This window comes from Pseudomonas migulae, from assembly GCF_024169315.1.
Lineage (GTDB): Bacteria > Pseudomonadota > Gammaproteobacteria > Pseudomonadales > Pseudomonadaceae > Aquipseudomonas > Aquipseudomonas migulae_B.
On record NZ_JALJWR010000001.1, the window covers coordinates 3,677,875 to 3,697,184 of the forward strand.

22 protein-coding genes and 2 pseudogenes are annotated in these 19,310 nt (G+C 59.6%); 12 read left to right on the forward strand and 12 right to left on the reverse strand.

The window, feature by feature from the left end; all coding sequences use genetic code 11:
• Positions 1-130 precede the first annotated feature (130 nt).
• Positions 131-877, reverse strand: coding sequence for a LytR/AlgR family response regulator transcription factor (locus J2Y86_RS16885; RefSeq protein ID WP_017341431.1), 747 nt, complete (start codon positions 875-877; stop codon positions 131-133).
• Positions 874-1,083 (reverse strand): annotated as a pseudogene (locus tag J2Y86_RS30470) (sensor histidine kinase); the annotation flags it as partial. The gene J2Y86_RS16885 and the pseudogene J2Y86_RS30470, both read right to left, overlap by 4 nt.
• A 242-nt stretch (positions 1,084-1,325) precedes the next feature.
• Between J2Y86_RS30470 and argH the strand changes: the two are divergent.
• Positions 1,326-2,720, forward strand: coding sequence for an argininosuccinate lyase (gene argH, locus J2Y86_RS16890; protein ID WP_017341432.1), 1,395 nt, complete (start codon positions 1,326-1,328; stop codon positions 2,718-2,720).
• A 129-nt stretch (positions 2,721-2,849) separates the two neighbouring features.
• Here argH and J2Y86_RS16895 read toward each other — a convergent pair whose 3' ends face one another.
• On the reverse strand, positions 2,850-3,509 hold the full coding sequence (locus J2Y86_RS16895; RefSeq protein WP_253433652.1) for a glutathione S-transferase family protein: 660 nt from the start codon (positions 3,507-3,509) through the stop codon (positions 2,850-2,852).
• 124 nt (positions 3,510-3,633) lie between these two features.
• On the opposite strand from J2Y86_RS16895, the gene J2Y86_RS16900 reads away from it, so the two are divergent.
• The 3 genes from J2Y86_RS16900 to J2Y86_RS16910 all read left to right on the forward strand — a co-directional run bounded on the left by J2Y86_RS16900 (position 3,634) and on the right by J2Y86_RS16910 (position 7,596).
• Positions 3,634-3,918: a hypothetical protein gene (locus J2Y86_RS16900; RefSeq protein WP_038980785.1), complete on the forward strand. Its 285-nt coding sequence runs from the start codon at positions 3,634-3,636 to the stop codon at positions 3,916-3,918.
• 401 nt (positions 3,919-4,319) lie between these two features.
• The gene (locus J2Y86_RS16905; protein ID WP_210641984.1) at positions 4,320-4,565 is read left to right on the forward strand and encodes a TIGR02647 family protein; all 246 of its coding nucleotides are present in this window, start codon (positions 4,320-4,322) and stop codon (positions 4,563-4,565) included.
• Between the two features lie 184 nt (positions 4,566-4,749).
• Positions 4,750-7,596, forward strand: coding sequence for a class I adenylate cyclase (locus J2Y86_RS16910; protein WP_253433655.1), 2,847 nt, complete (start codon positions 4,750-4,752; stop codon positions 7,594-7,596).
• Positions 7,597-7,602: 6 nt separating this feature from the next.
• Here the strand turns inward: J2Y86_RS16910 and rnk are convergent, their stop codons facing one another.
• The 3 genes from rnk to cyaY form a co-directional block, all read right to left on the reverse strand.
• Positions 7,603-8,013, reverse strand: a complete 411-nt coding sequence (gene rnk / locus J2Y86_RS16915; RefSeq protein ID WP_017341437.1) for a nucleoside diphosphate kinase regulator — start codon at positions 8,011-8,013, stop codon at positions 7,603-7,605.
• Positions 8,014-8,283: 270 nt separating this feature from the next.
• The gene (locus J2Y86_RS16920) at positions 8,284-8,502 is read right to left on the reverse strand and encodes a DUF1289 domain-containing protein (RefSeq protein WP_253433658.1); all 219 of its coding nucleotides are present in this window, start codon (positions 8,500-8,502) and stop codon (positions 8,284-8,286) included.
• Positions 8,503-8,506: 4 nt separating this feature from the next.
• The gene (gene cyaY, locus J2Y86_RS16925; RefSeq protein WP_017341439.1) at positions 8,507-8,839 is read right to left on the reverse strand and encodes an iron donor protein CyaY; all 333 of its coding nucleotides are present in this window, start codon (positions 8,837-8,839) and stop codon (positions 8,507-8,509) included.
• Between the two features lie 369 nt (positions 8,840-9,208).
• Here cyaY and lptM point away from each other — a divergent pair, with 369 nt between their 5' ends.
• Genes lptM through J2Y86_RS16955 form a run of 6 tightly spaced genes read left to right on the forward strand, consistent with a single transcriptional unit; the run spans position 9,209 to position 13,817 of the window.
• Positions 9,209-9,382, forward strand: coding sequence for an LPS translocon maturation chaperone LptM (lptM, locus tag J2Y86_RS16930; RefSeq protein ID WP_253433661.1), 174 nt, complete (start codon positions 9,209-9,211; stop codon positions 9,380-9,382).
• A 10-nt stretch (positions 9,383-9,392) separates the two neighbouring features.
• The gene (gene lysA / locus J2Y86_RS16935) at positions 9,393-10,640 is read left to right on the forward strand and encodes a diaminopimelate decarboxylase (protein WP_253433664.1); all 1,248 of its coding nucleotides are present in this window, start codon (positions 9,393-9,395) and stop codon (positions 10,638-10,640) included.
• Between the two features lie 4 nt (positions 10,641-10,644).
• Positions 10,645-11,475, forward strand: a complete 831-nt coding sequence (gene dapF, locus J2Y86_RS16940) for a diaminopimelate epimerase (protein WP_017341442.1) — start codon at positions 10,645-10,647, stop codon at positions 11,473-11,475.
• Between the two features lie 13 nt (positions 11,476-11,488).
• Positions 11,489-12,214, forward strand: coding sequence for a DUF484 family protein (locus J2Y86_RS16945; RefSeq protein ID WP_253433667.1), 726 nt, complete (start codon positions 11,489-11,491; stop codon positions 12,212-12,214).
• A gap of 2 nt (positions 12,215-12,216) precedes the next feature.
• Positions 12,217-13,116, forward strand: coding sequence for a tyrosine recombinase XerC (gene xerC / locus J2Y86_RS16950; RefSeq protein WP_253433669.1), 900 nt, complete (start codon positions 12,217-12,219; stop codon positions 13,114-13,116).
• Entirely contained in the window at positions 13,113-13,817 is a 705-nt protein-coding gene (locus J2Y86_RS16955) for an HAD family hydrolase (protein WP_253433672.1), read from the forward strand. Before xerC ends, J2Y86_RS16955 begins: the two co-directional genes overlap by 4 nt.
• Before the next feature lie 193 nt (positions 13,818-14,010).
• On the opposite strand, the gene sutA is transcribed toward J2Y86_RS16955, so the two are convergent.
• The 4 genes from sutA to glnK all read right to left on the reverse strand — a co-directional run bounded on the left by sutA (position 14,011) and on the right by glnK (position 16,786).
• A complete protein-coding gene (sutA, locus tag J2Y86_RS16960; RefSeq protein ID WP_253433675.1) occupies positions 14,011-14,334 on the reverse strand; it encodes a transcriptional regulator SutA in 324 nt (107 codons plus the stop codon).
• Positions 14,335-14,435: 101 nt separating this feature from the next.
• Entirely contained in the window at positions 14,436-14,861 is a 426-nt protein-coding gene (locus J2Y86_RS16965; protein ID WP_253433678.1) for a secondary thiamine-phosphate synthase enzyme YjbQ, read from the reverse strand.
• A gap of 213 nt (positions 14,862-15,074) precedes the next feature.
• On the reverse strand, positions 15,075-16,412 hold the full coding sequence (locus tag J2Y86_RS16970; RefSeq protein ID WP_253433681.1) for an ammonium transporter: 1,338 nt from the start codon (positions 16,410-16,412) through the stop codon (positions 15,075-15,077).
• Positions 16,413-16,447: 35 nt separating this feature from the next.
• Positions 16,448-16,786, reverse strand: a complete 339-nt coding sequence (glnK, locus tag J2Y86_RS16975; protein WP_002555808.1) for a P-II family nitrogen regulator — start codon at positions 16,784-16,786, stop codon at positions 16,448-16,450.
• A gap of 417 nt (positions 16,787-17,203) precedes the next feature.
• Here glnK and J2Y86_RS16980 point away from each other — a divergent pair, with 417 nt between their 5' ends.
• Positions 17,204-17,464 carry an accessory factor UbiK family protein gene (locus J2Y86_RS16980; RefSeq protein ID WP_047535037.1) on the forward strand — a complete coding sequence of 87 codons (261 nt, stop codon included), beginning with the start codon at positions 17,204-17,206 and terminating at the stop codon, positions 17,462-17,464.
• Between the two features lie 449 nt (positions 17,465-17,913).
• Positions 17,914-18,409, forward strand: a pseudogene (locus tag J2Y86_RS16985) (BRO-N domain-containing protein).
• A gap of 51 nt (positions 18,410-18,460) precedes the next feature.
• On the opposite strand, the gene J2Y86_RS16990 reads toward J2Y86_RS16985, so the two are convergent.
• Positions 18,461-18,766, reverse strand: coding sequence for a HigA family addiction module antitoxin (locus J2Y86_RS16990; RefSeq protein ID WP_253433684.1), 306 nt, complete (start codon positions 18,764-18,766; stop codon positions 18,461-18,463).
• An 8-nt stretch (positions 18,767-18,774) separates the two neighbouring features.
• The gene (locus tag J2Y86_RS16995; RefSeq protein WP_150631401.1) at positions 18,775-19,053 is read right to left on the reverse strand and encodes a type II toxin-antitoxin system RelE/ParE family toxin; all 279 of its coding nucleotides are present in this window, start codon (positions 19,051-19,053) and stop codon (positions 18,775-18,777) included.
• Positions 19,054-19,310 lie beyond the last annotated feature (257 nt).

The following is a 19,310-nucleotide window of genomic DNA, read 5'->3' on the forward strand; positions in this document are numbered from 1 at the left end:
CCGTACTGAATAGATACGGCGGATAATAACAGCTCAGTCAATTCCACTTTGACTTGTATCAGGTATTGCCTGGCCTCCCTGGCCCCGGATGTCCGGCAATCGGGTGAGAAATTCGCCTGCGGATAGCGAATTAAAGCTGTTGCATCATTTTGCGCACACCCGCCACATGCCGCCGGCTGACGATCAGGGCATCGCCGTTCAGGCCCTTGAGGAACAGCTGAAAATGTCCCAGAGGCGTGCGTTGCAGGCGCTCGATGCGTTCGCGGGCGACCAGGGCGTTGCGGTGGATGCGCACGAATCGGTCGCCGAATTCATCTTCAAGAGCCTTGAGCGGTTCATCCAGCAGCACTTCGCCGCCTTCATGGCGCAAGGTCACGTATTTATGGTCGGCGATAAAGTAGACCACCTGACCCAACGGGATCAGTTCAATACCTTTACGGGTACGCGCACTGATATGGCTGCGCGGGCCGCTGCCGGTCTCGGCGGCGGGACGGGTCAAAGCCGCAAGCTGGACACGATTGGGCCGCTCGGCTTTTTTCAACGCTTCATGCAATTGTTCTGTACGCACAGGTTTCACCAGATAGCCTACGGCGCTGGCCTGTAAGGCTTCCACGGCAAATTCATCGGGCCCTGTGCAAAACACCACGGCTGGCGGGGTTTCGCGTTCGCATAACCGTGCAGCCACTTGCAGGCCGTCGAGGCCTGGCATGCGGATATCGAGCAACACGATATCCGGCTTGTGGCTGTCGATCAGTGCCAACGCTTCTTCGCCGTTCGTGGCGCTGGGCTCCAGGACACTGTATCCCTCGAGTTCGCCGACCATTCGGCTCAGGCGCTCGCGGGCAAGGGGTTCGTCATCAACGATCAGGACATTCATATTGCGCTGGATTCCTGCGTGAGTCTCGCACAAGGATAGCGTAGACAAGTGGAGTGACGTCCGTCACCGCGATCCACGCTAAGACTAGCGCGAGGGCCAAAAAGTGCCGCCCGTCCGACCGCTAAATTTTTATTTGCCGGGCAATCGGCGGTTGGCGAGGCATCGCCGTAGGGTTTGCTGATACACAATATGAACACCCCCTCTTCTTATAGTCCGCTGCAGCGCCGAGAAAGTGCGCTGATCCTACTGTCCAACTGTAGACGGTTGCCGGGACGTTATTACTCAATTGAAAAATATCGTTGCGCATTTCAGGCCAGGCTGGCTTCGAGCATAGGCCGGGACATGAGAAAAAAACGTGTCGACCAGTGTCAGCGACAGGATTGGCAACCCTGTTATTATCCGCGACAGCTTTCAACGCCATCTTTCTTCAGCCGATACGAGCGAATTCATGAGCACTGACAAGACCAATCAGTCCTGGGGCGGCCGCTTCAGTGAACCCGTCGACGCCTTCGTCGCCCGCTTCACCGCCTCCGTCACCTTCGACCAGCGCCTGTATCGCCACGACATCATGGGCTCGATCGCCCACGCCACCATGCTGGCCAAGGTCGGCGTGCTGACCGATGCCGAGCGCGACAGCATCACCGATGGCCTGAAGACCATCCAGGGTGAAATCGAGGCCGGCCAGTTCGACTGGCGCATCGACCTCGAAGACGTGCACATGAACATTGAGGCGCGCCTGACCGACCGCATCGGCGTGACCGGTAAAAAGCTGCACACCGGCCGTAGCCGTAACGACCAGGTCGCCACCGACATCCGTCTGTGGCTGCGTGACGAGATCGACCTGATCCTGGCGGAAATCACCCGCCTGCAAAAAGGCTTGCTGGAACAGGCCGAGCGCGAAGCCGGCAGCATCATGCCGGGCTTCACCCACCTGCAGACCGCGCAGCCGGTGACGTTCGGTCACCACATGCTGGCCTGGTTCGAGATGCTCAGCCGCGACTACGAGCGTCTGGTCGACTGCCGCAAGCGCACTAACCGCATGCCCCTGGGCAGCGCCGCGCTGGCGGGCACCACTTACCCGATCGACCGCGAGTACACCGCACAACTGCTGGGCTTCGATGCCGTGGGCGGCAACTCGCTGGACAACGTGTCCGATCGTGACTTCGCTATCGAGTTCTGCTCGGCCGCGAGCATCGCGATGATGCACTTGTCGCGTTTCTCCGAAGAGCTGGTGCTGTGGACCAGCGCGCAGTTCCAGTTCATCGATCTGCCGGACCGTTTCTGCACTGGCAGCTCGATCATGCCGCAAAAGAAAAACCCGGACGTGCCAGAGCTGGTGCGTGGCAAGACCGGCCGTGTCTTCGGCGCGCTGATGGGCCTGCTGACCCTGATGAAAGGCCAGCCGCTGGCCTACAACAAGGACAACCAGGAAGATAAAGAGCCGCTGTTCGACGCCGCCGACACCTTGCGCGATTCACTGCGAGCCTTCGCCGACATGATCCCGGCGATCAAGCCCAAGCACGCGATGATGCGCGAAGCGGCCCTGCGCGGTTTCTCCACCGCCACCGACCTGGCTGACTATCTGGTGCGTCGTGGCCTGCCGTTCCGTGACTGCCACGAAATCGTTGGCCATGCCGTGAAGTACGGCGTGGAAAGCGGCAAGGACCTGGCAGAGATGAGCCTGGAAGAGCTGCGTAAATTCAGCGATCAGATCGATCAGGACGTGTTCGCCGTGCTGACCCTGGAAGGTTCGGTGAACGCCCGTGACCATATCGGCGGGACTGCGCCGGCGCAGGTCAAGAAGGCTGTGGCTCGCGGTCAGGCGTTGCTCGCCAGCCGTTAAGCCGCCAAAAGCTTCGCGAGCAAGCCCGCTCCCACACTGGGTCGCTGGTGTTCACAAAGTATGTGTTCACCATCAATCCAGTGTGGGAGCGGGCTTGCTCGCGAAAGCGACCTGAAGGACGCTACAAATCTATTTCTTGGACGCGACCATCGCCATGAACGCTGGCATCGCCGCTTCCTTGTCCGCCGCAATCCGCTGCACGTTCGGGTTCTGCTCCAAACGCTCAAGCAGTGCCTTGGCCGCTGACATCTCAGCCAACAAATCCAGATCGAACAGCTTCTTCGCTACCGCACAGGCCAGCGGCACGCTGTACAGGAAATACAGATCCGCAATGCTCAGGCTGTCGCCCGCGACATAAGGGGCAAACTTGCCGTGCCGTCCAAGCGAGGCAAAACCCAGCAGCAGCTCGGCCTTGGTCTTGTCCTTGATCGCGTCCGGCACCTTCATGCCGAAGAATGCTTCGCCGTAACAGGCGCGCCCCGGCAACTCGATGTACAGCTCGATTTCCTTGGCCAGCGCCAGGACCTGCGCCCTCTCGAAAGGGTCGCTCGGCAACAGCGACGTACCTTTCTGGCTCTGCTCGATGTATTCGAGAATCACCGCGGTTTCATTGACGAAACCTTGCTCGACACCCAGCACCGGGACCTTGCCGCGCGGACTGATTGCCAATGCCTCGGGGCTCGTGCCCGCATAAAACGGCACTTCTTCGAACGGCAGTCCTTTCTCCAGCAACGCCAGTTTCACCATGTTGTAGTAGTTACTGACGGAAAAACCATAAAGCTTGAGCATTACAAAGCCTCCGAGGCCGTGCGGGGTTGGCTGCGCCAGTTATAGAACTTCAGGGCATTTCTTGCCAGCAGCATCACGGCGCTGAATGCAGGTAAACTGGCCGCCTTTCCTTGAGGAGCCTGCCATGAGCGAGCCAAACGATATCGACAACGACGAAGAAGAGTTCACCGAAACGACGCTGATCGAAGCGATCGAGAACCAGATCGAAAGCGATAACCCGCCAGCGGCCAAGGCGACCTTCAACAAGCTGACCCTGGTGGGTTACGAGCGTGAGGAAATCCTCAACCTGATGGCTCATGTATTAGCGGTGGAAATCGACGCGATCCTCGAAGAAGACCGCGCGTTCAACACCGAATGGTATGAAACGGCATTGCGCGCCCTGCCAGAGTTGCCGCCCGAAAAGAAGTAACCCGACACCTGTGGCGAGCGCTCCTGTGGCTAGGGGATTTATCGAAACGTCGCACCGCCCCGTTCGGCTGCGCAGCAGTCGCAAAACCTATGAACGCGGTTTATTAGAAATACCGCGATCACTGGTTTTAGGTCCTCTGCGCGCCCCAACGGGGCGGTGCGGCATTCCGATAAATCCCCTCGCCACAAAACCCGCTCAGCAAACGCCCCACACAATTTGTCACCCATCATTCCTGCCTTCCCCCAGCCCCTGACTACACTGGTACGCACCCCGCTGCCGCACCACCCGCCGGGTAATGCTTCCCATGGTGAAAAAACCCTGTCGCGGGCACTGGACATGCCGCACGAGTGGGATCACCTTAGGGGCGCTGTCGTCCAATTCCTAGAAAGTCTGGAGTCCTTATGTCGCTTACCCCTGAGTTGGTTGCCGAACTGGAAATCCTCGCACTCTTCAACCTGGACAGTTCCCAGGAAGGTTTGAAAATTCATCAGACCGCTGCCCCGAAAGCCATTGCTGCCGCTCAACGCCTGTACGAAAAAGAACTGATCGACCAGCCCGATGGCGGCTATCTGACCAGCCTGGGTCGTGACGCCGCGCAAAATATACAAACCGTCCTGACCATTCTGAGCGTCCAGGAAACCGCCTGAGCATCACCGCATCGCCCACGGAAACCCCTGCTACGGGATTTCCGCGGGCACACTTCGTTGCACAGCGATAGAAATCTGACGTCAAAAAACAAAATCCGCTTAAACGTCCCGCGACCAAGACGCTAAACTGCCCTTCATTCTGAGACCTTCGACGTCCGAGCCCCGCGAGCCGGTTTGAGCTGACATGACCCGCACCCATGAAATCCGCCCTGATCTGGACGAGGGGATCGACCGCAAGGTTCTCAGCCAGCTGCGCGCACGCTTTTTGAAACTCAACGAGGGCCGCATGGCCCGCGCCATGGAAGGGCTGTCGACCCGCCAGCAAGGGGTGTTGACCCTGCTGCCGCTGTTTTTCCACGTCAATCATCCGTTGTTGCCGGGTTATGTCTCGGGCAGCACGCCCGCCGGGCTATCGAACTTCGAGCCTGACGCCAATGCCCTCGCCGAAGCCCAACGCCTGACCCGATCGTTTTCCTATAAGCCGCGCCACGGCAGCAATCCGCCGCGACCGATTCACGGCCTGTTCCTGATGGGCAGCCTCGGCACCCTCGCTCAGGCCGATCAGAGCGACATGGATGTCTGGGTCTGTCACGCACCGGACTTGAGCGAAAGCGAACTCAACGAGCTGCGTAAAAAGTGCCAGTTGCTGGAAACCTGGGCCGCGAGCCAAGGCGCCGAGGCACATTTTTTCCTGATCGACCCGGCGCGCTTCGTGCTCGGCGAACGGGACAATCAACTGAGTTCGGAAGACTGCGGCACCACCCAGCATTATCTGCTGCTGGATGAGTTCTATCGCACCGCCATCTGGCTGGCCGGGCGCACGCCGATCTGGTGGCTGGTGCCGGTTTACGAAGAGGCCGCCTACGACCGCTACACCCACGCGTTGCTGTCCAAACGCTTCATTCGCGCTGACGAAACCCTTGATCTGGGCCACATGGCGTACATCCCGCCCGGCGAATTCATCGGTGCCGGACTCTGGCAGCTGTTCAAGGGCATCGAGTCCCCCTACAAGTCGGTACTCAAACTGCTGCTGATCGAGGTCTACGCCAGCGAACACCCCAGGGTTCAGTGCCTGAGTTTGCGTTTCAAACAAGCCGTATTTGCCAATCGGCTCGACCTCGACGAACTGGATCCTTACGTCGTGGTTTATCGGCGCATTGAGGAATACCTCACCGCGCGCGGCGAACCGGAGCGTCTGGAGCTGGTACGGCGCGCGCTGTACCTGAAGGTCAATCGCAAACTCACCGGCAGCAACAGTCGCACCCAGAGCTGGCAGCGCTCGTTGCTTGAGCGCCTGACCCACGAATGGCACTGGGACCATCGTCAACTGGCCCTGCTCGACAGCCGCAGTCAGTGGAAAGTCCGCCAGGTCAGCTCTGAGCGCCGGGCGTTGGTCAACGAGCTGAATTACAGCTACCGCTTCCTGACCGAGTTCGCCCGCAGCGAACAGACCGTCAGCCTGATCAACAAGCGCGATCTCAACGTGCTGGGACGACGCTTGTATGCGGCGTTCGAGCGTAAGGCGGACAAGGTCGAGTTCATCAACCCGGGCATTGCCCCGGATCTGGCCGAAGACACCCTGACCCTGGTGCATGCGCCCAACAAGAAAGAATCCGGGCAAACCCAGTGGGGCTTGTACAACGGCAGCCTGACGGCGCTGGAGTGGGAGCACTTCGCGCCGATCAAGCGCAGCCGGCAATTGCTGGAACTGCTGACCTGGTGCCATCGCAACGGCGTCATCGACAGCAGCACCCGTCTGGCCTTGCATCCCGGCGAGAGTGACCTGAGCGAGTTCGAACTGTTCAACCTGCTCGGCAGCCTGCAACAAAGCATCGCCCTGCCATTGACCACCGTCGCCGAAGAACCGTTGCTGCGCGCCAGCGTGCCGAGTGAAGTGCTGATTCTGGTGAACGTCGGTGTCGATCCGCTCAAGCATCACCGCGACCTGAACATTTTGATGACCACCGAGCGCACCGACTCCCTGAGTTACGCCGGAGTCCGGGAAAATCTGGTACTGACCCTCGATCAGGTCACGCTCAACAGCTGGAACGAAGTGCTGGTCAATCGCTTCGACGGCCCTCACGCCCTGCTCGACTGTCTGCGCGATTACCTGAACAACCTGCCGAACGGGCCGCGACAGCCCAAATTGCGCGTGCGTTGCTTCTGCCATAACCGCGCGCAATTTATCGCGCAGCGGGTTGAAGAAGTGATCGACACCGCGCAGAACCTGCTGCTGAGCAGACTCAATCACCGCTACCTGATTCAGGTTCAGCAGCATTACCACGTGCTGGAACTGGTGCCGGGGCAGGTCAATCACGTCGCCCTCGCCACCCTCCCGGCGCTGTTCGACTACCTGGGCGAAGAGCTGGCGAGCTACAGCCCGCTGCACCTGGACCCGATGGCGCTGGAAGATCAGGACCTGGCACTGATTCTGCCCATGGGCCAGCCAGACTGCATTCAGGTGTTCTACCGGGTTCACGACGACCAGGCCGATCTGTACGTGATGGATGAATTCAACGCCCTATGGCAGCAGCGTTTGCCCTATCACGACGAACAAAGCCTGCTGGTGCCGTTGCAACGCTTCCTGCAATCGATCCAGTACCGGCGCGATGCCTTGCTGCCGATGGACGCTGCCCAGCCACAGAGTCTGGAAACGTTGTATTACCAACTGTTGCCATCCGGCCCTGGGCGAGCCCGTCGGGTCGAAGCCCGTAGCGCGCCGCGAACCCCGGTCAACAAACCGTTCTACGACGTGCAGGCGATCGTCGGTAAAGCCGCACCGGGCGAAGTGCAAGTCACGTTGTATTGCAATCAGCGGGAGTTTTCAGAGCTGGAGCATGGCGAGCAACTGTTCAGCGTGGTTGCCCGGGAAATCGTCGAGCAACGCCGCGAGACCGAACGCTATCGCTGCTACATCACCGACCTGGATCTCTCGGGCCTGCTCGGTGATGGTCAGAGTTCAAGCAATCTGTATTTGCGCTACAAGGCTGACCTGGAGCGCGCATTGAACGACGCGCTCGAGCTGGTCTGAGGAGGGTTATTCCGGGAAGTCGCCGCCATGGGCAGGCTGCGATTCAACTGCCAGCAGGGTCAGTTTCAGGGTCTTGCCACCGGGTGCCGGCCAGTCGATGTGCTGGCCAACCTTCAAGCCCAGCAGCGCACTGCCGACAGGCGCCAGAATGGAAATCTTGCCTTCGTCGGCGTTGGCATCCTTGGGATAGACCAGGGTCAGGTGATAATCCTTGCCACTGCTTTCTTCACGGCAATGCACACGGGAATTCATGGTCACGACATCGGCGGGCACTTCATCGTGACCGACCAGCGTATCGGCGCGATCCAGTTCGGTTTGCAGCGCGATAACGCCCGGCAGCGTGTCGTCCAGGCTGTCGATCAGGCGTTCCAGACGCTGAACGTCCAGACGAGTAAGGGTGATGGAAGGTGCGGTCATGATAGAGGCAGACTCCTTTCTTCTGCACAGAAAAAGCAAAACCCCGCCAGAAAAAGGCGGGGTTTTCACGAGCCTCGATGGGTTGAGGCGTTTCTGGACACTATCACAGCTCAAAAAATATACAAGCCGGGGGCGACGGACCCGATTTTCAGTAACGCCGATGAAACCTGCAGGAGCAGAGCTTGCTCGCGAAGGCGGTGTGTAAGTCCATATGGGTATCGACTGACACGCCGCCTTCGCGAGCAAGCTCTGCTCCTACAGGTTTGTGTATCAGGCCAAGGTTTTGCGCTGGATAGCCTGGGCACAGATGACACGCCGGCGATCATCATCCGCCGAGCGCCATTCGCGGATGTCTTCGACATGGCGAAAACACCCCAGGCAGACTTTCTGCTCATCCAGCCGACACACGCCGCTGCACGGCGAAGGCACCGCCGGGCTGACATTGCTGTAAAGCGGCTTGGGCGGACGAACAGGGGCAGGCTGGGTCACGATCTCACAGACCTTCGAAATCGAATTCAGCGCCGGCCTGTTGCTTGACGATGCGCTCTAGCATCTCGCCGAGCTGCTCTTCGCTCTTGTCGCACATCCAGCGCTCGCTCTCTTCGTCGTAGTCGAAGTGGAAGCCACCCGACACCGCCGCCAGCCACAGCTGACGCAGGGGTTCCTGGCGGCTGAAGATCAACTGGCTGCCGTTTTCGAACTTGACGGTGAGCACACCGGCCGAGCTCTCCAGGTCGATATCCAGGTCGCTCTCATCGAAAATATCCTCCAGCGATTGCTGGGTGGCATCGACCAGATCGTGGAAACGGGCTTCGGTCAAACTCATTACGGCAACCTCAAAAAGTGTCAGTTCACGCTCAAGCGCCGCAAGATACGGGCGAGCCCCGGTGATTGCAAAGGATAACGACCCAGCACCGATTTAGGTACATCAAACACAGCCCCTGTGGGAGCGGGCCTGTGGTGAGGGGATTTATCCCCGTTCGACTGCGCAGCAGTCGCAAGCACTCCCGATTAGCGAACTGCTGGGGCTGCTGCGCAACCCAACGGGGAAAAATCCCCTCACCACAAAGGCTAGCTCCCCCAGGGATTGCACCTAACTGGCCAAGCCCCGCCGGACGGGAGCCCGGTCGCATAGGCAAGCTGCCGGGTGGCCGGTATACTCCGGCGCAATTAACGCATTTTCAAGGATTTCGCCATGAAGCGCCTGATCTCTTCCCTTGCTGCGCTCGTCGCGGTTGCCTGTCTTGTGTCGGCCTGTGGTCAAAAGGGCCCGCTGTACCTGCCCGACGAAAACCAGGACCCGGCCGAGCAGGCGAAGTCCTCGCAAAAGCAGCCGTCGAAGGCACACAAGCACGACGTCTACCAATAAGGGAACTGCCATGGACGCTTTTAACTACCGTGACGGTGAGCTGTTCGCGGAAGGGGTTGCCCTGTCCGCCATCGCCGAACGCTTTGGCACACCGACCTACGTCTATTCCCGCGCCCACATCGAAGCCCAGTACCTGGCTTACGCCGATGCGCTGGCCGGCATGCCGCACCTGGTCTGCTTCGCGGTCAAGGCCAACTCCAACCTGGGTGTACTGAATGTCCTGGCGCGTCTGGGTGCCGGTTTCGACATCGTCTCCCGTGGCGAGCTGGAACGCGTTCTGGCCGCCGGCGGCAGCCCCGACAAGATCGTGTTCTCCGGTGTCGGCAAGACCCGTGACGACATGCGCCGTGCCCTGGAAGTCGGCGTGCACTGCTTCAACGTCGAATCCACCGACGAGCTGGAGCGCCTGCAAGTGGTCGCCGCCGAGCTGGGCGTTCGCGCGCCGATCTCGCTGCGCGTGAACCCGGACGTCGATGCCGGCACGCACCCGTACATTTCCACCGGTCTCAAAGAGAACAAGTTCGGCATCGCCATCGCCGACGCCGAAGACGTGTACATCCGCGCCGCGCAGCTACCGAACCTGGAAGTGGTCGGCGTCGATTGCCACATCGGCTCGCAATTGACCACTCTGCCTCCGTTCATTGACGCCCTCGACCGCCTGCTGGGCCTGGTCGACCGCCTCGGCGATTGCGGCATCTACCTGCGTCACATCGATCTCGGTGGTGGTTTGGGCGTGCGTTATCGCGATGAAGAGCCGCCACTGGCTGCCGACTACATCAAGGCCGTGCGCGAGCGTCTCGACGGTCGTGACCTGGCGCTGGTGTTCGAGCCGGGCCGCTTCATCGTCGCCAACGCCGGCGTGCTGCTGACTCAGGTCGAATACCTCAAGCACACCGAACACAAAGACTTCGCCATCGTCGATGCGGCCATGAACGACCTGATCCGTCCGGCACTGTATCAAGCCTGGATGGACGTCACCGCCGTGCGCCCGCGCACTACCGCTGCTCGCGCCTACGACATCGTCGGGCCGATCTGCGAGACCGGCGATTTCCTGGCCAAGGACCGTGAACTGGCCCTGGAAGAAGGCGACCTGCTGGCCGTGCATTCGGCCGGCGCCTATGGGTTTGTCATGAGTTCCAACTACAACACCCGCGGCCGTGCCGCTGAAGTGTTGGTGGACGGTGATCAGGCAGTTGAAGTGCGTCGCCGTGAGACGGTAGCCGAGTTGTTTGCTGGCGAAAGCCTGCTGCCGGAGTAAAACCATGCTGCTGCGTTTTACCAAGATGCACGGCCTGGGCAATGACTTCATGGTCCTCGACCTGGTCAGCCAGCACGCGCACATACTACCCAAGCACGCCAAGCAATGGGGCGACCGGCACACCGGCATCGGTTTCGACCAGTTGCTGATCGTCGAAGCGCCGAGCAACCCGGACGTGGATTTCCGTTATCGGATCTTCAACTCCGACGGCTCCGAAGTGGAACAGTGCGGCAACGGCGCGCGCTGTTTCGCCCGTTTTGTGCTCGACAAGCGCCTGACCGCAAAACGGCAGATTCGCGTCGAAACCAAAAGTGGCATTATCGAGCTGGATATCCGCAGCGACGGCCAGATCAGCGTCGACATGGGCGCACCGCGCCTGGTGCCGGCCGACATCCCGTTCGTTGCTGACAGTCAGGCGCTGAGCTACTCGCTCGACGTCGACGGCGCAGCAGTTGAACTGGCCGCCGTGTCGATGGGCAACCCGCATGCGGTGTTGCGCGTCACGGATATCAACAACGCACCGGTGCATGAACTGGGGCCGAAAATCGAACATCACCCGCGCTTCCCTGCGCGGGTCAATGTCGGTTTTCTCCAGGTCATCGACCGGAACCGCGCGCAACTGCGCGTCTGGGAACGTGGTGCCGGGGAAACCCAGGCCTGCGGCACCGGCGCTTGCGCAGCTGCAGTGGCCGCGATCAGCCAGGGGTGGATGGATTCGCCGCTATTGATCGACCTGCCCGGCGGGCGTCTGTCCATTGAATGGGCAGGCCCAGGCCAACCGGTCTTGATGACCGGCCCGGCAGTCCGTGTTTACGAAGGACAAGTACGTCTTTGAGTGAGTCAAACCCATGACCGACAAGCCCCAGGTTCCCGCCCGACAGCCCGACGAATCTCCTTCCGAAAGCCTTGAGGCGGCGGCGATTGCCGCGTACCTGGAGGCTCATCCGGACTTCTTCGTCGAGCACGAAGAATTACTCCCGGCGATGCGCATTCCGCACCAGCGTGGCGACACCATCTCGCTGGTCGAGCGCCAGATGACCATCCTGCGCGACCGTAACATCGAATTGCGGCATCGTCTCTCGCACTTGATGGACGTGGCCCGCGACAACGACCGCCTCTTCGACAAGACCCGCCGCCTGATTCTCGCCTTGATGGATGCCACCAGCCTGGAAGACGTGGTGATCAGCGTTGAAGACAGTCTGCGCCAGGACTTTCAGGTGCCTTTTGTCAGCCTGATCCTGCTGGGCGACAACCCGATGCCAGTCGGACGCTGGGTGACCCACGCCGACGCGCAAACGGCCATTGGCGGTTTGCTCTCGGAAGACAAAAGCGTCAGCGGCAGCCTGCGCGAGCATGAGCTGGACTTTCTGTTCGGCGAAGAGCAGCGCAAGCAGATCGGTTCCACCGCCGTCGTTGCCATCAGCCATCAAGGCATCCACGGCATCCTGGCGATTGCCAGCCGTGACCCGCAGCACTACAAAAGCTCGGTGGGCACATTGTTCCTGAGCTACATCGCCGAAGTCATGGGCCGCGTGCTGCCACGGGTCAACAGCTCGCTGCGCTCGGTACGCTGATCGTGGAACGGCAACTGGACGCTTACTGCGAACACCTGCGCAGTGAGCGACAGGTGTCGCCCCACACGCTGTACGCCTACCGCCGCGACCTCGACAAAGTACTGGGCTGGTGCGTCAAACAGAACATCGACAGCTGGGCCGCGCTGGACATCCAGCGTCTGCGCAGCCTGATCGCTCGCCTGCATTCCCAGGGTCAATCGTCCCGCAGTCTGGCGCGGCTGCTCTCGGCTGTGCGCGGGCTCTACCATTATCTGAACCGCGAAGGCCTTTGCGACCACGACCCGGCCAACGGTCTGGCGCCGCCGAAAGGCGAACGACGGCTGCCGAAAACCCTCGACACCGACCGCGCGCTGCAACTGCTTGAGGGTGCGGTCGAGGATGATTTTCTGGCGCGCCGGGATCAGGCGATTCTTGAGCTGTTCTACTCCTCAGGCTTGCGCCTGTCGGAGCTGACAGGGCTCAATCTCGATCAACTGGACCTGGCCGACGGCATGGTCCAGGTGCTCGGCAAAGGCAGCAAGACCCGGTTATTGCCAGTGGGCAAAAAGGCCCGCGAAGCACTGGAGTTGTGGTTGCCATTGCGGGCCATGACCAACCCGACGGACGACGCGGTGTTCGTCAGCCAGCAAGGCCGGCGCCTCGGTCCCCGGGCGATTCAGGTGCGGGTCAAGGCGGCTGGCGAACGCGAACTGGGGCAAAACCTCCATCCGCACATGTTGCGTCACTCCTTCGCCAGCCATCTGCTGGAGTCTTCGCAAGACCTGCGCGCCGTGCAAGAACTGCTCGGCCACTCGGACATCAAGACCACCCAGATCTACACCCATCTGGACTTCCAGCACCTGGCGACGGTCTACGACAGCGCCCATCCACGGGCCAAACGCATTAAGGGCGATGATTCATGACCATCCAATTGATCACCTTCGACCTCGACGACACCCTGTGGGACACCGCCCCGGTCATCGTCAGCGCCGAAGCCGTACTGCGCGAATGGCTGACCGAACATGCACCGAATCTAGGCGCAGTGCCGGTGGAGCATTTGTGGGCGATTCGCGAGCGTATTCTGAGCAGCGAACCGGGGCTCAAACACCGGATCAGTGCGTTGCGTCGGCGGGTACTTTTTCATGCGCTGGAAGAGGCCGGTTACGACCATGGTCAGGCGTCCGACCTGGCTGACCAGAGTTTTGAAGTATTCCTGCATGCGCGGCATCAGCTCGAAGTATTTCCCGACGTCGAGCCGACTCTGGAGGTTCTGGCCAAGCACTACGCGCTGGGCGTGGTCACCAACGGCAACGCCGATGTGCGCCGGTTAGGGCTGGCGGATTACTTCAAGTTTGCGTTGTGCGCCGAAGACATCGGCATCGCCAAACCGGATGCGCGACTGTTTCATGAAGCCCTGCAGCGTGGCGGCGCGATCGCCGAGACGGCGGTGCATATCGGCGATCATCCGGGTGATGACATTGCCGGCGCGCAGCAGGCCGGTTTGCGGGCAATCTGGTTTAACCCGCAGGGTAAATTGTGGGAGGCGCAGCGATCGCCGGATGCCGAGATTCGCAGCCTGACCGAATTGCCGGCGTTGCTGGCGCGGTGGAATTCGGCTTCGTAGCGCCTTCGGAATTGCCTTCGCGGGCAAGCCTCGCGCCTACAGGGTTTGTGTCGCTCACATCGTTGGTGTACGACACAAACCCTGTAGGAGCGAGGCTTGCCCGCGAAGAACGATAACGCGGTCTTCCTGCTTCATCACCCATGAAAAAGCCCGCAGCGACGGCGGGCTTTTTCAGCAAGCAGGAAGCAAGCGCTTAGATAGGCCGGCTGCCGTACTTGTTGTCAGGCTTCTTGGGAGGATCGGCGACCACATTGGCCTCCACTTCCTGCACCTTGCCGCCCTTGGCCAGGAACTCTTCCATGGCCTTGGCCAAGGCATCGCGTTCCTTGTTTTTTGCTTCGACGCTCGGCAGCTCATCGACCGATACCGCAGCCTTGGCCTTGCCTTTAGCCGTCGGAACGGGCGCTTCGCCGCCGTCGTCTTCAACGACGTCGTCCGTCGCTGCTTCCAGGCCTTCTTCGGTTTCGTCGTCGTCGCCTACTTCGAGGTCGTCGTTTTCCAGATCATCGTCGCTCATGTTCTACCTCATGACTTGCGAAAAGCAGATTAGTTATAGCCCAGCTTCACCGTCTGTCGACAGCCGCCGGAAAAATTCAATAACCACTGGTGACCAGCGGTTCATGCCTCTTCACCGTGCAAGGTGGCAAGGACTTTACGGGCACCGCCATGATCACGGTGCTCGCCCAGATAAACGCCTTGCCAGGTCCCCAACGCCAGTCGGCCTGCCGAAACCGGCAAACTGAGCTGACAGCCAAGCACGCTGGCCTTGAAATGCGCCGGGAGGTCGTCCAGGCCTTCGTCGTTATGCTCATAGCCGTCTGTTCCTTGTGGGATCAGACGATTGAAAAATCGTTCGAAGTCGCGACGTACCGCCGGATCGGCGTTCTCGTTGATGGTCAACGACGCCGAGGTATGCTGCAGCCACAAATGCAACAGACCGACCCGACACGCCTTGATTTCAGGCAGGCCGGCGAGTAACTCGTCCGTTACCAGATGAAAGCCCCGGGGCCTCGCCCGCAGGGTAATCAGAGTCTGTTGCCACATACAGTTCTCCGCACGTTCGGGGCGCATTCTAGCGCGCTCTGGGAAAAAACAAAGGCCCTAATATTCCTTCAATCATGTAAGCCATTGGCCGCAGAAAAACGCCCGTCGTAAACGCCCCTGAACGTGTACGAAAAAACCTTTCAGCAGTTCCTTCACTGACAAATTCCAGACAAAAAAATGCCCGGCAAGCCGGGCAAATTTTTATGCGCGTGCTTACAAGTTGTAGCCGCGTTCGTTGTGGAGTGCCAGATCGATACCGACGGCCTCTTCTTCTTCAGTGATACGCAAGCCCATGACGGCGTCCAGTACCTTGAGAATGATGTAGGTGACGATCGCGGTGTAGATCACCGTGAAGCCCACACCTTTGCACTGAATCCAGACTTGTGCGGCGATGTCGGTGACGGTGCCGAAGCCACCCAGCGACGGTGCAGCGAACACACCGGTCAGGATCGCGCCGAGGATACCGCCGATGCCGTGCACACCGAAGGCGTCCAGGGAGTCGTCATAACCGAGTTTGCGTTTCAGGGTGGTGGCGCAGAAGAAACACACTACGCCCGCTGCCAGACCGATCACCAGCGCGCCCATCGGGCCCACGGTGCCAGCGGCTGGCGTGATGGCGACCAGACCGGCCACCACACCCGACGCGATACCCAGTGCACTTGGTTTACCGTGGGTGACCCACTCGGCGAACATCCAGCCCAGTGCGGCGGCAGCCGTTGCGATCTGAGTCACCAGCATCGCCATACCGGCGGTGCCGTTGGCCGCTGCAGCGGAACCGGCGTTGAAACCGAACCAGCCCACCCACAGCATCGCAGCGCCCATCAGGGTGTAACCGAGGTTGTGCGGCGCCATCGGGGTGGTCGGGAAGCCTTTACGCTTGCCGAGCACGATGCACGCCACCAGACCGGCCACACCGGCGTTGATGTGCACCACGGTGCCGCCGGCGAAGTCGAGAACGCCCCAATCCCACATCAGGCCGCCGTTGCCGGACCAGACCATGTGCGCGATCGGTGCATACACCAGGGTGAACCAGATGCCCATGAAGATCAGCATCGCGGAGAATTTCATCCGCTCGGCGAAAGCACCGACGATCAGCGCAGGGGTGATGATGGCGAAGGTCATCTGGAAGGTGATGAACACCGCCTCAGGGAACAGCGCCGCAGGACCGGTCAGGCTCGATGGCGTGACACCGGCGAGGAACGCCTTGCCCATGCCGCCGAAGAACGAGTTGAAGTTGACGACGCCCTGCTCCATGCCCGTGGTGTCGAACGCGATGCTGTAGCCATAAATGACCCACAGGATGCTGATCAGACCGGTAATGGCGAAGCACTGCATCATCACGGAAAGAATGTTTTTGGAGCGAACCATGCCGCCGTAGAACAGCGCGAGGCCGGGAATGGTCATGAACAGCACGAGGGCTGTAGAGGTCAGCATCCAGGCGGTATCGCCGGAATTGAGGACTGGGGCCGCCACTTCGTCTGCCGCCAAAGCAAGGCTGGGCATTACGATGGACAACAGGGCTCCTAGCCCTGCGAATTTACGCAGAGTCATATTGTTTTCTCCTGGGGCGTTGGGTTTGTGGCGGCTTAGATTGCGTCGGTATCGGTTTCGCCGGTACGGATGCGAATCGCCTGTTCCAGATTGACCACGAAGATCTTGCCGTCACCGATCTTGCCGGTGTTGGCCGCCTTGGTTATCGCCTCGATAACCCGGTCCAGATCCTTGTCGTCAATGGCGACATCGATCTTCACCTTAGGCAGGAAATCGACCACGTATTCCGCGCCGCGATACAGCTCGGTGTGACCCTTCTGCCGACCGAAGCCTTTGACTTCAGTAACGGTAATGCCCTGCACGCCGATCTCGGACAACGACTCGCGCACGTCGTCCAATTTGAACGGCTTGATGATGGCAGTGACTAGCTTCATGAAAACTCTCTCCCGAATTGGTGGACTTGCCCCAGGAAAACAAACCCGACTCAAGTCTAAGCGCAGTGCCTGGCTTTGTAACGCATCGTCGGCCTTACCTGCCCGTCCGACGCCAGCTAACCGCTCCGCACGAAACACTTCCCCGTTCCGCTTGGCGCACTGCATTCGTCACAGCGACTGCATCAGTGCATGGGTTACGACTGACTAAGCAGAAAGCTTGCCATCTCGCCAAAAGCCCCTGATATCAAGCGCTTGCCTGCAACGGCGAGCGGCTGCGCCTGAATGCCCGATGCGTAACGCACAACAACAGTGCGGAGCCGTCCGTCCGCATGCGCGAAAAGCGTGCATCCCTGCGGTCGGGATTGACTATAGACACTGCGTGATACACTGCCCGCCATTGTTTTCAGGACATTTCCCATGCTCGCGCCCAAAGACTTCCTCGACGCCCTGACCGGCACCGCCTCCCGCCTCTTCAGTGGCGACACCCCGCTGCCGAAAAGCGAAATCGAAAGCCAGTTCAAGGCGTTGCTGCAGAGCGGCTTCAGCAAGCTGGATCTGGTGAGTCGGGAAGAGTTTGATAGCCAGATGGTCGTGCTGGCACGCACCCGGGCACGGCTGGAAGCGCTTGAAACGAAGGTCGCGGAGCTGGAAGCAAAGCTGAATCCGCCGGCCGAATAACACTTCTGTAAAACGCGATCCCTGTGGGAGCGGGCTTGCCCGCGAATGGGTCGCCTCGGTCTACCAGCCATCCCCCACTGGACAGGCCACCCCTGTAGGAGCTGCCGCAGGCTGTGATCTTTTGATCTTCAGCCCCGCAAAAATCGCGGCACCTTCCTACAACAAAACCACCGCCGTCCGATTGCGCCGCAATGCCCCGGTTCCTAAGCTCATCCAATGCTGAATGTTCAGCACTGGGTTTGGCGACCCGGAACCAAGCAATGCAGCGCACATCGTTCGATATCAGGTATTTCTTACCCGATTTCGAATTATGGCGGCTGTGTGTGGGAGACCTTAGGGTCTGCCGGAATTCGCTTGGCCGGTTCGCCAACCCGCACGCAGCTGCCACCCTTATTGTTTGGCGACGATAAGTGGCAGTCATCTACCAAGCGAAATTTGGGTACTGCTCGATGGACGAAAATTATCTAATCCCTCACATCTTCACCCGCCACAAACTCCACCTCCACGCCCTCCTCCTCGAAAACCAACCCTGGTTCTGCGCCCGCGACCTCGGCCGCCTCCTGCGCCTCTACATCGAAGAACGCACCGTCCGCAAACTCGACCCCGACCAACACCAAACCGCGCGAATGCTCATACACGGCAGCATCGAAAACACCCTGCTGATCAGCGAATCCGGCGTCTACGCCCTGCTCGTCTACCACTACTGCCCCGAATACCGAGGACTGCGCGAATGGCTGACCCACGACGTAGTGCCAGCCCTCAGAGATGCCGGTCCTGAGCCTGTTGAACTGGCCGGAGATGTCACTGAGTTTGCTGCACTGGAATAACCAGCCGTGGATTCGGTTGCAGGATGTTCCGCAGATGCTGGCGGATGGTGAACGGACGCAGCGCTCGAGCAATACACCATGGTGGAAGCGTGCTTCCCGAATACTCCAGGCATTCTGAACGACAAAAAAACCCCACGTTATAGCGTGGGGTTCGTTCAGGAATTGAGGATCAGGCGCAGTGCGGAAGCCGCTCAACCTGATCCCGGATCGCTGCCCCTCGCTCAATCTCGGCTTTGCGCAAATCGTAAGTCGATTGCAGGCTCAGCCAAAATTCCGGGGTCGTGTCCAGACAGATAGATAGCCTTAGAGCCATATCAGCGCTGACACCCCGACGCTGGAGCACGATGTCGTTCACCGTAGGTGTCGAAACGCTCAATGCTCTAGCCAAGGCTGCCGCCGTAAGGCTCAGAGGCTCCAGGTATTCCTCTTTGAGGATCTCGCCGGGGTGAACCGGGCGCATACCATTCTTAGTCATTACTCACCTCAGTGATAATCGACGATTTCGACATTCTCTGGCCCGTTAAGACCCCAAACAAAGCAAATTCGCCATTGAGCGTTGATACGGATGCTGTGCTGACCTTTTCGGTTTCCCCCCAATGCCTCCAAGCGATTTCCCGGCGGGGATCGAAGGTCAATCAGTACGGCAGCAGCATCAAGCATCGTCAGCTTTCGTTCCACGACACTCAGAATGGCTGACCACATACGGGTCTTACCGTTGCGAAACAGGTACTCGGTCTCAGAACACTTAAAGCTAACGATCATAATTTAAAGCTTAACGTTATGCATTAATCTTAAGTGTATAACCTGAATTCACTTATGCAAATGCGCCAATGCGACTCTTGGCCATCCCTTCAAAGCTTTAGGAAAAGGACTACCAAGGGCCTTCAGAACTCCTTCCAAACCAAGACGCTTCCTACAAAAAGGAGCACCAATTCTCATTGCATCACTACCGCGTTCTCCTCTTAAGCTGATCGACCTGTAAAACCATCTGCAAATCCAAAAGAGATCGCTATGAAACC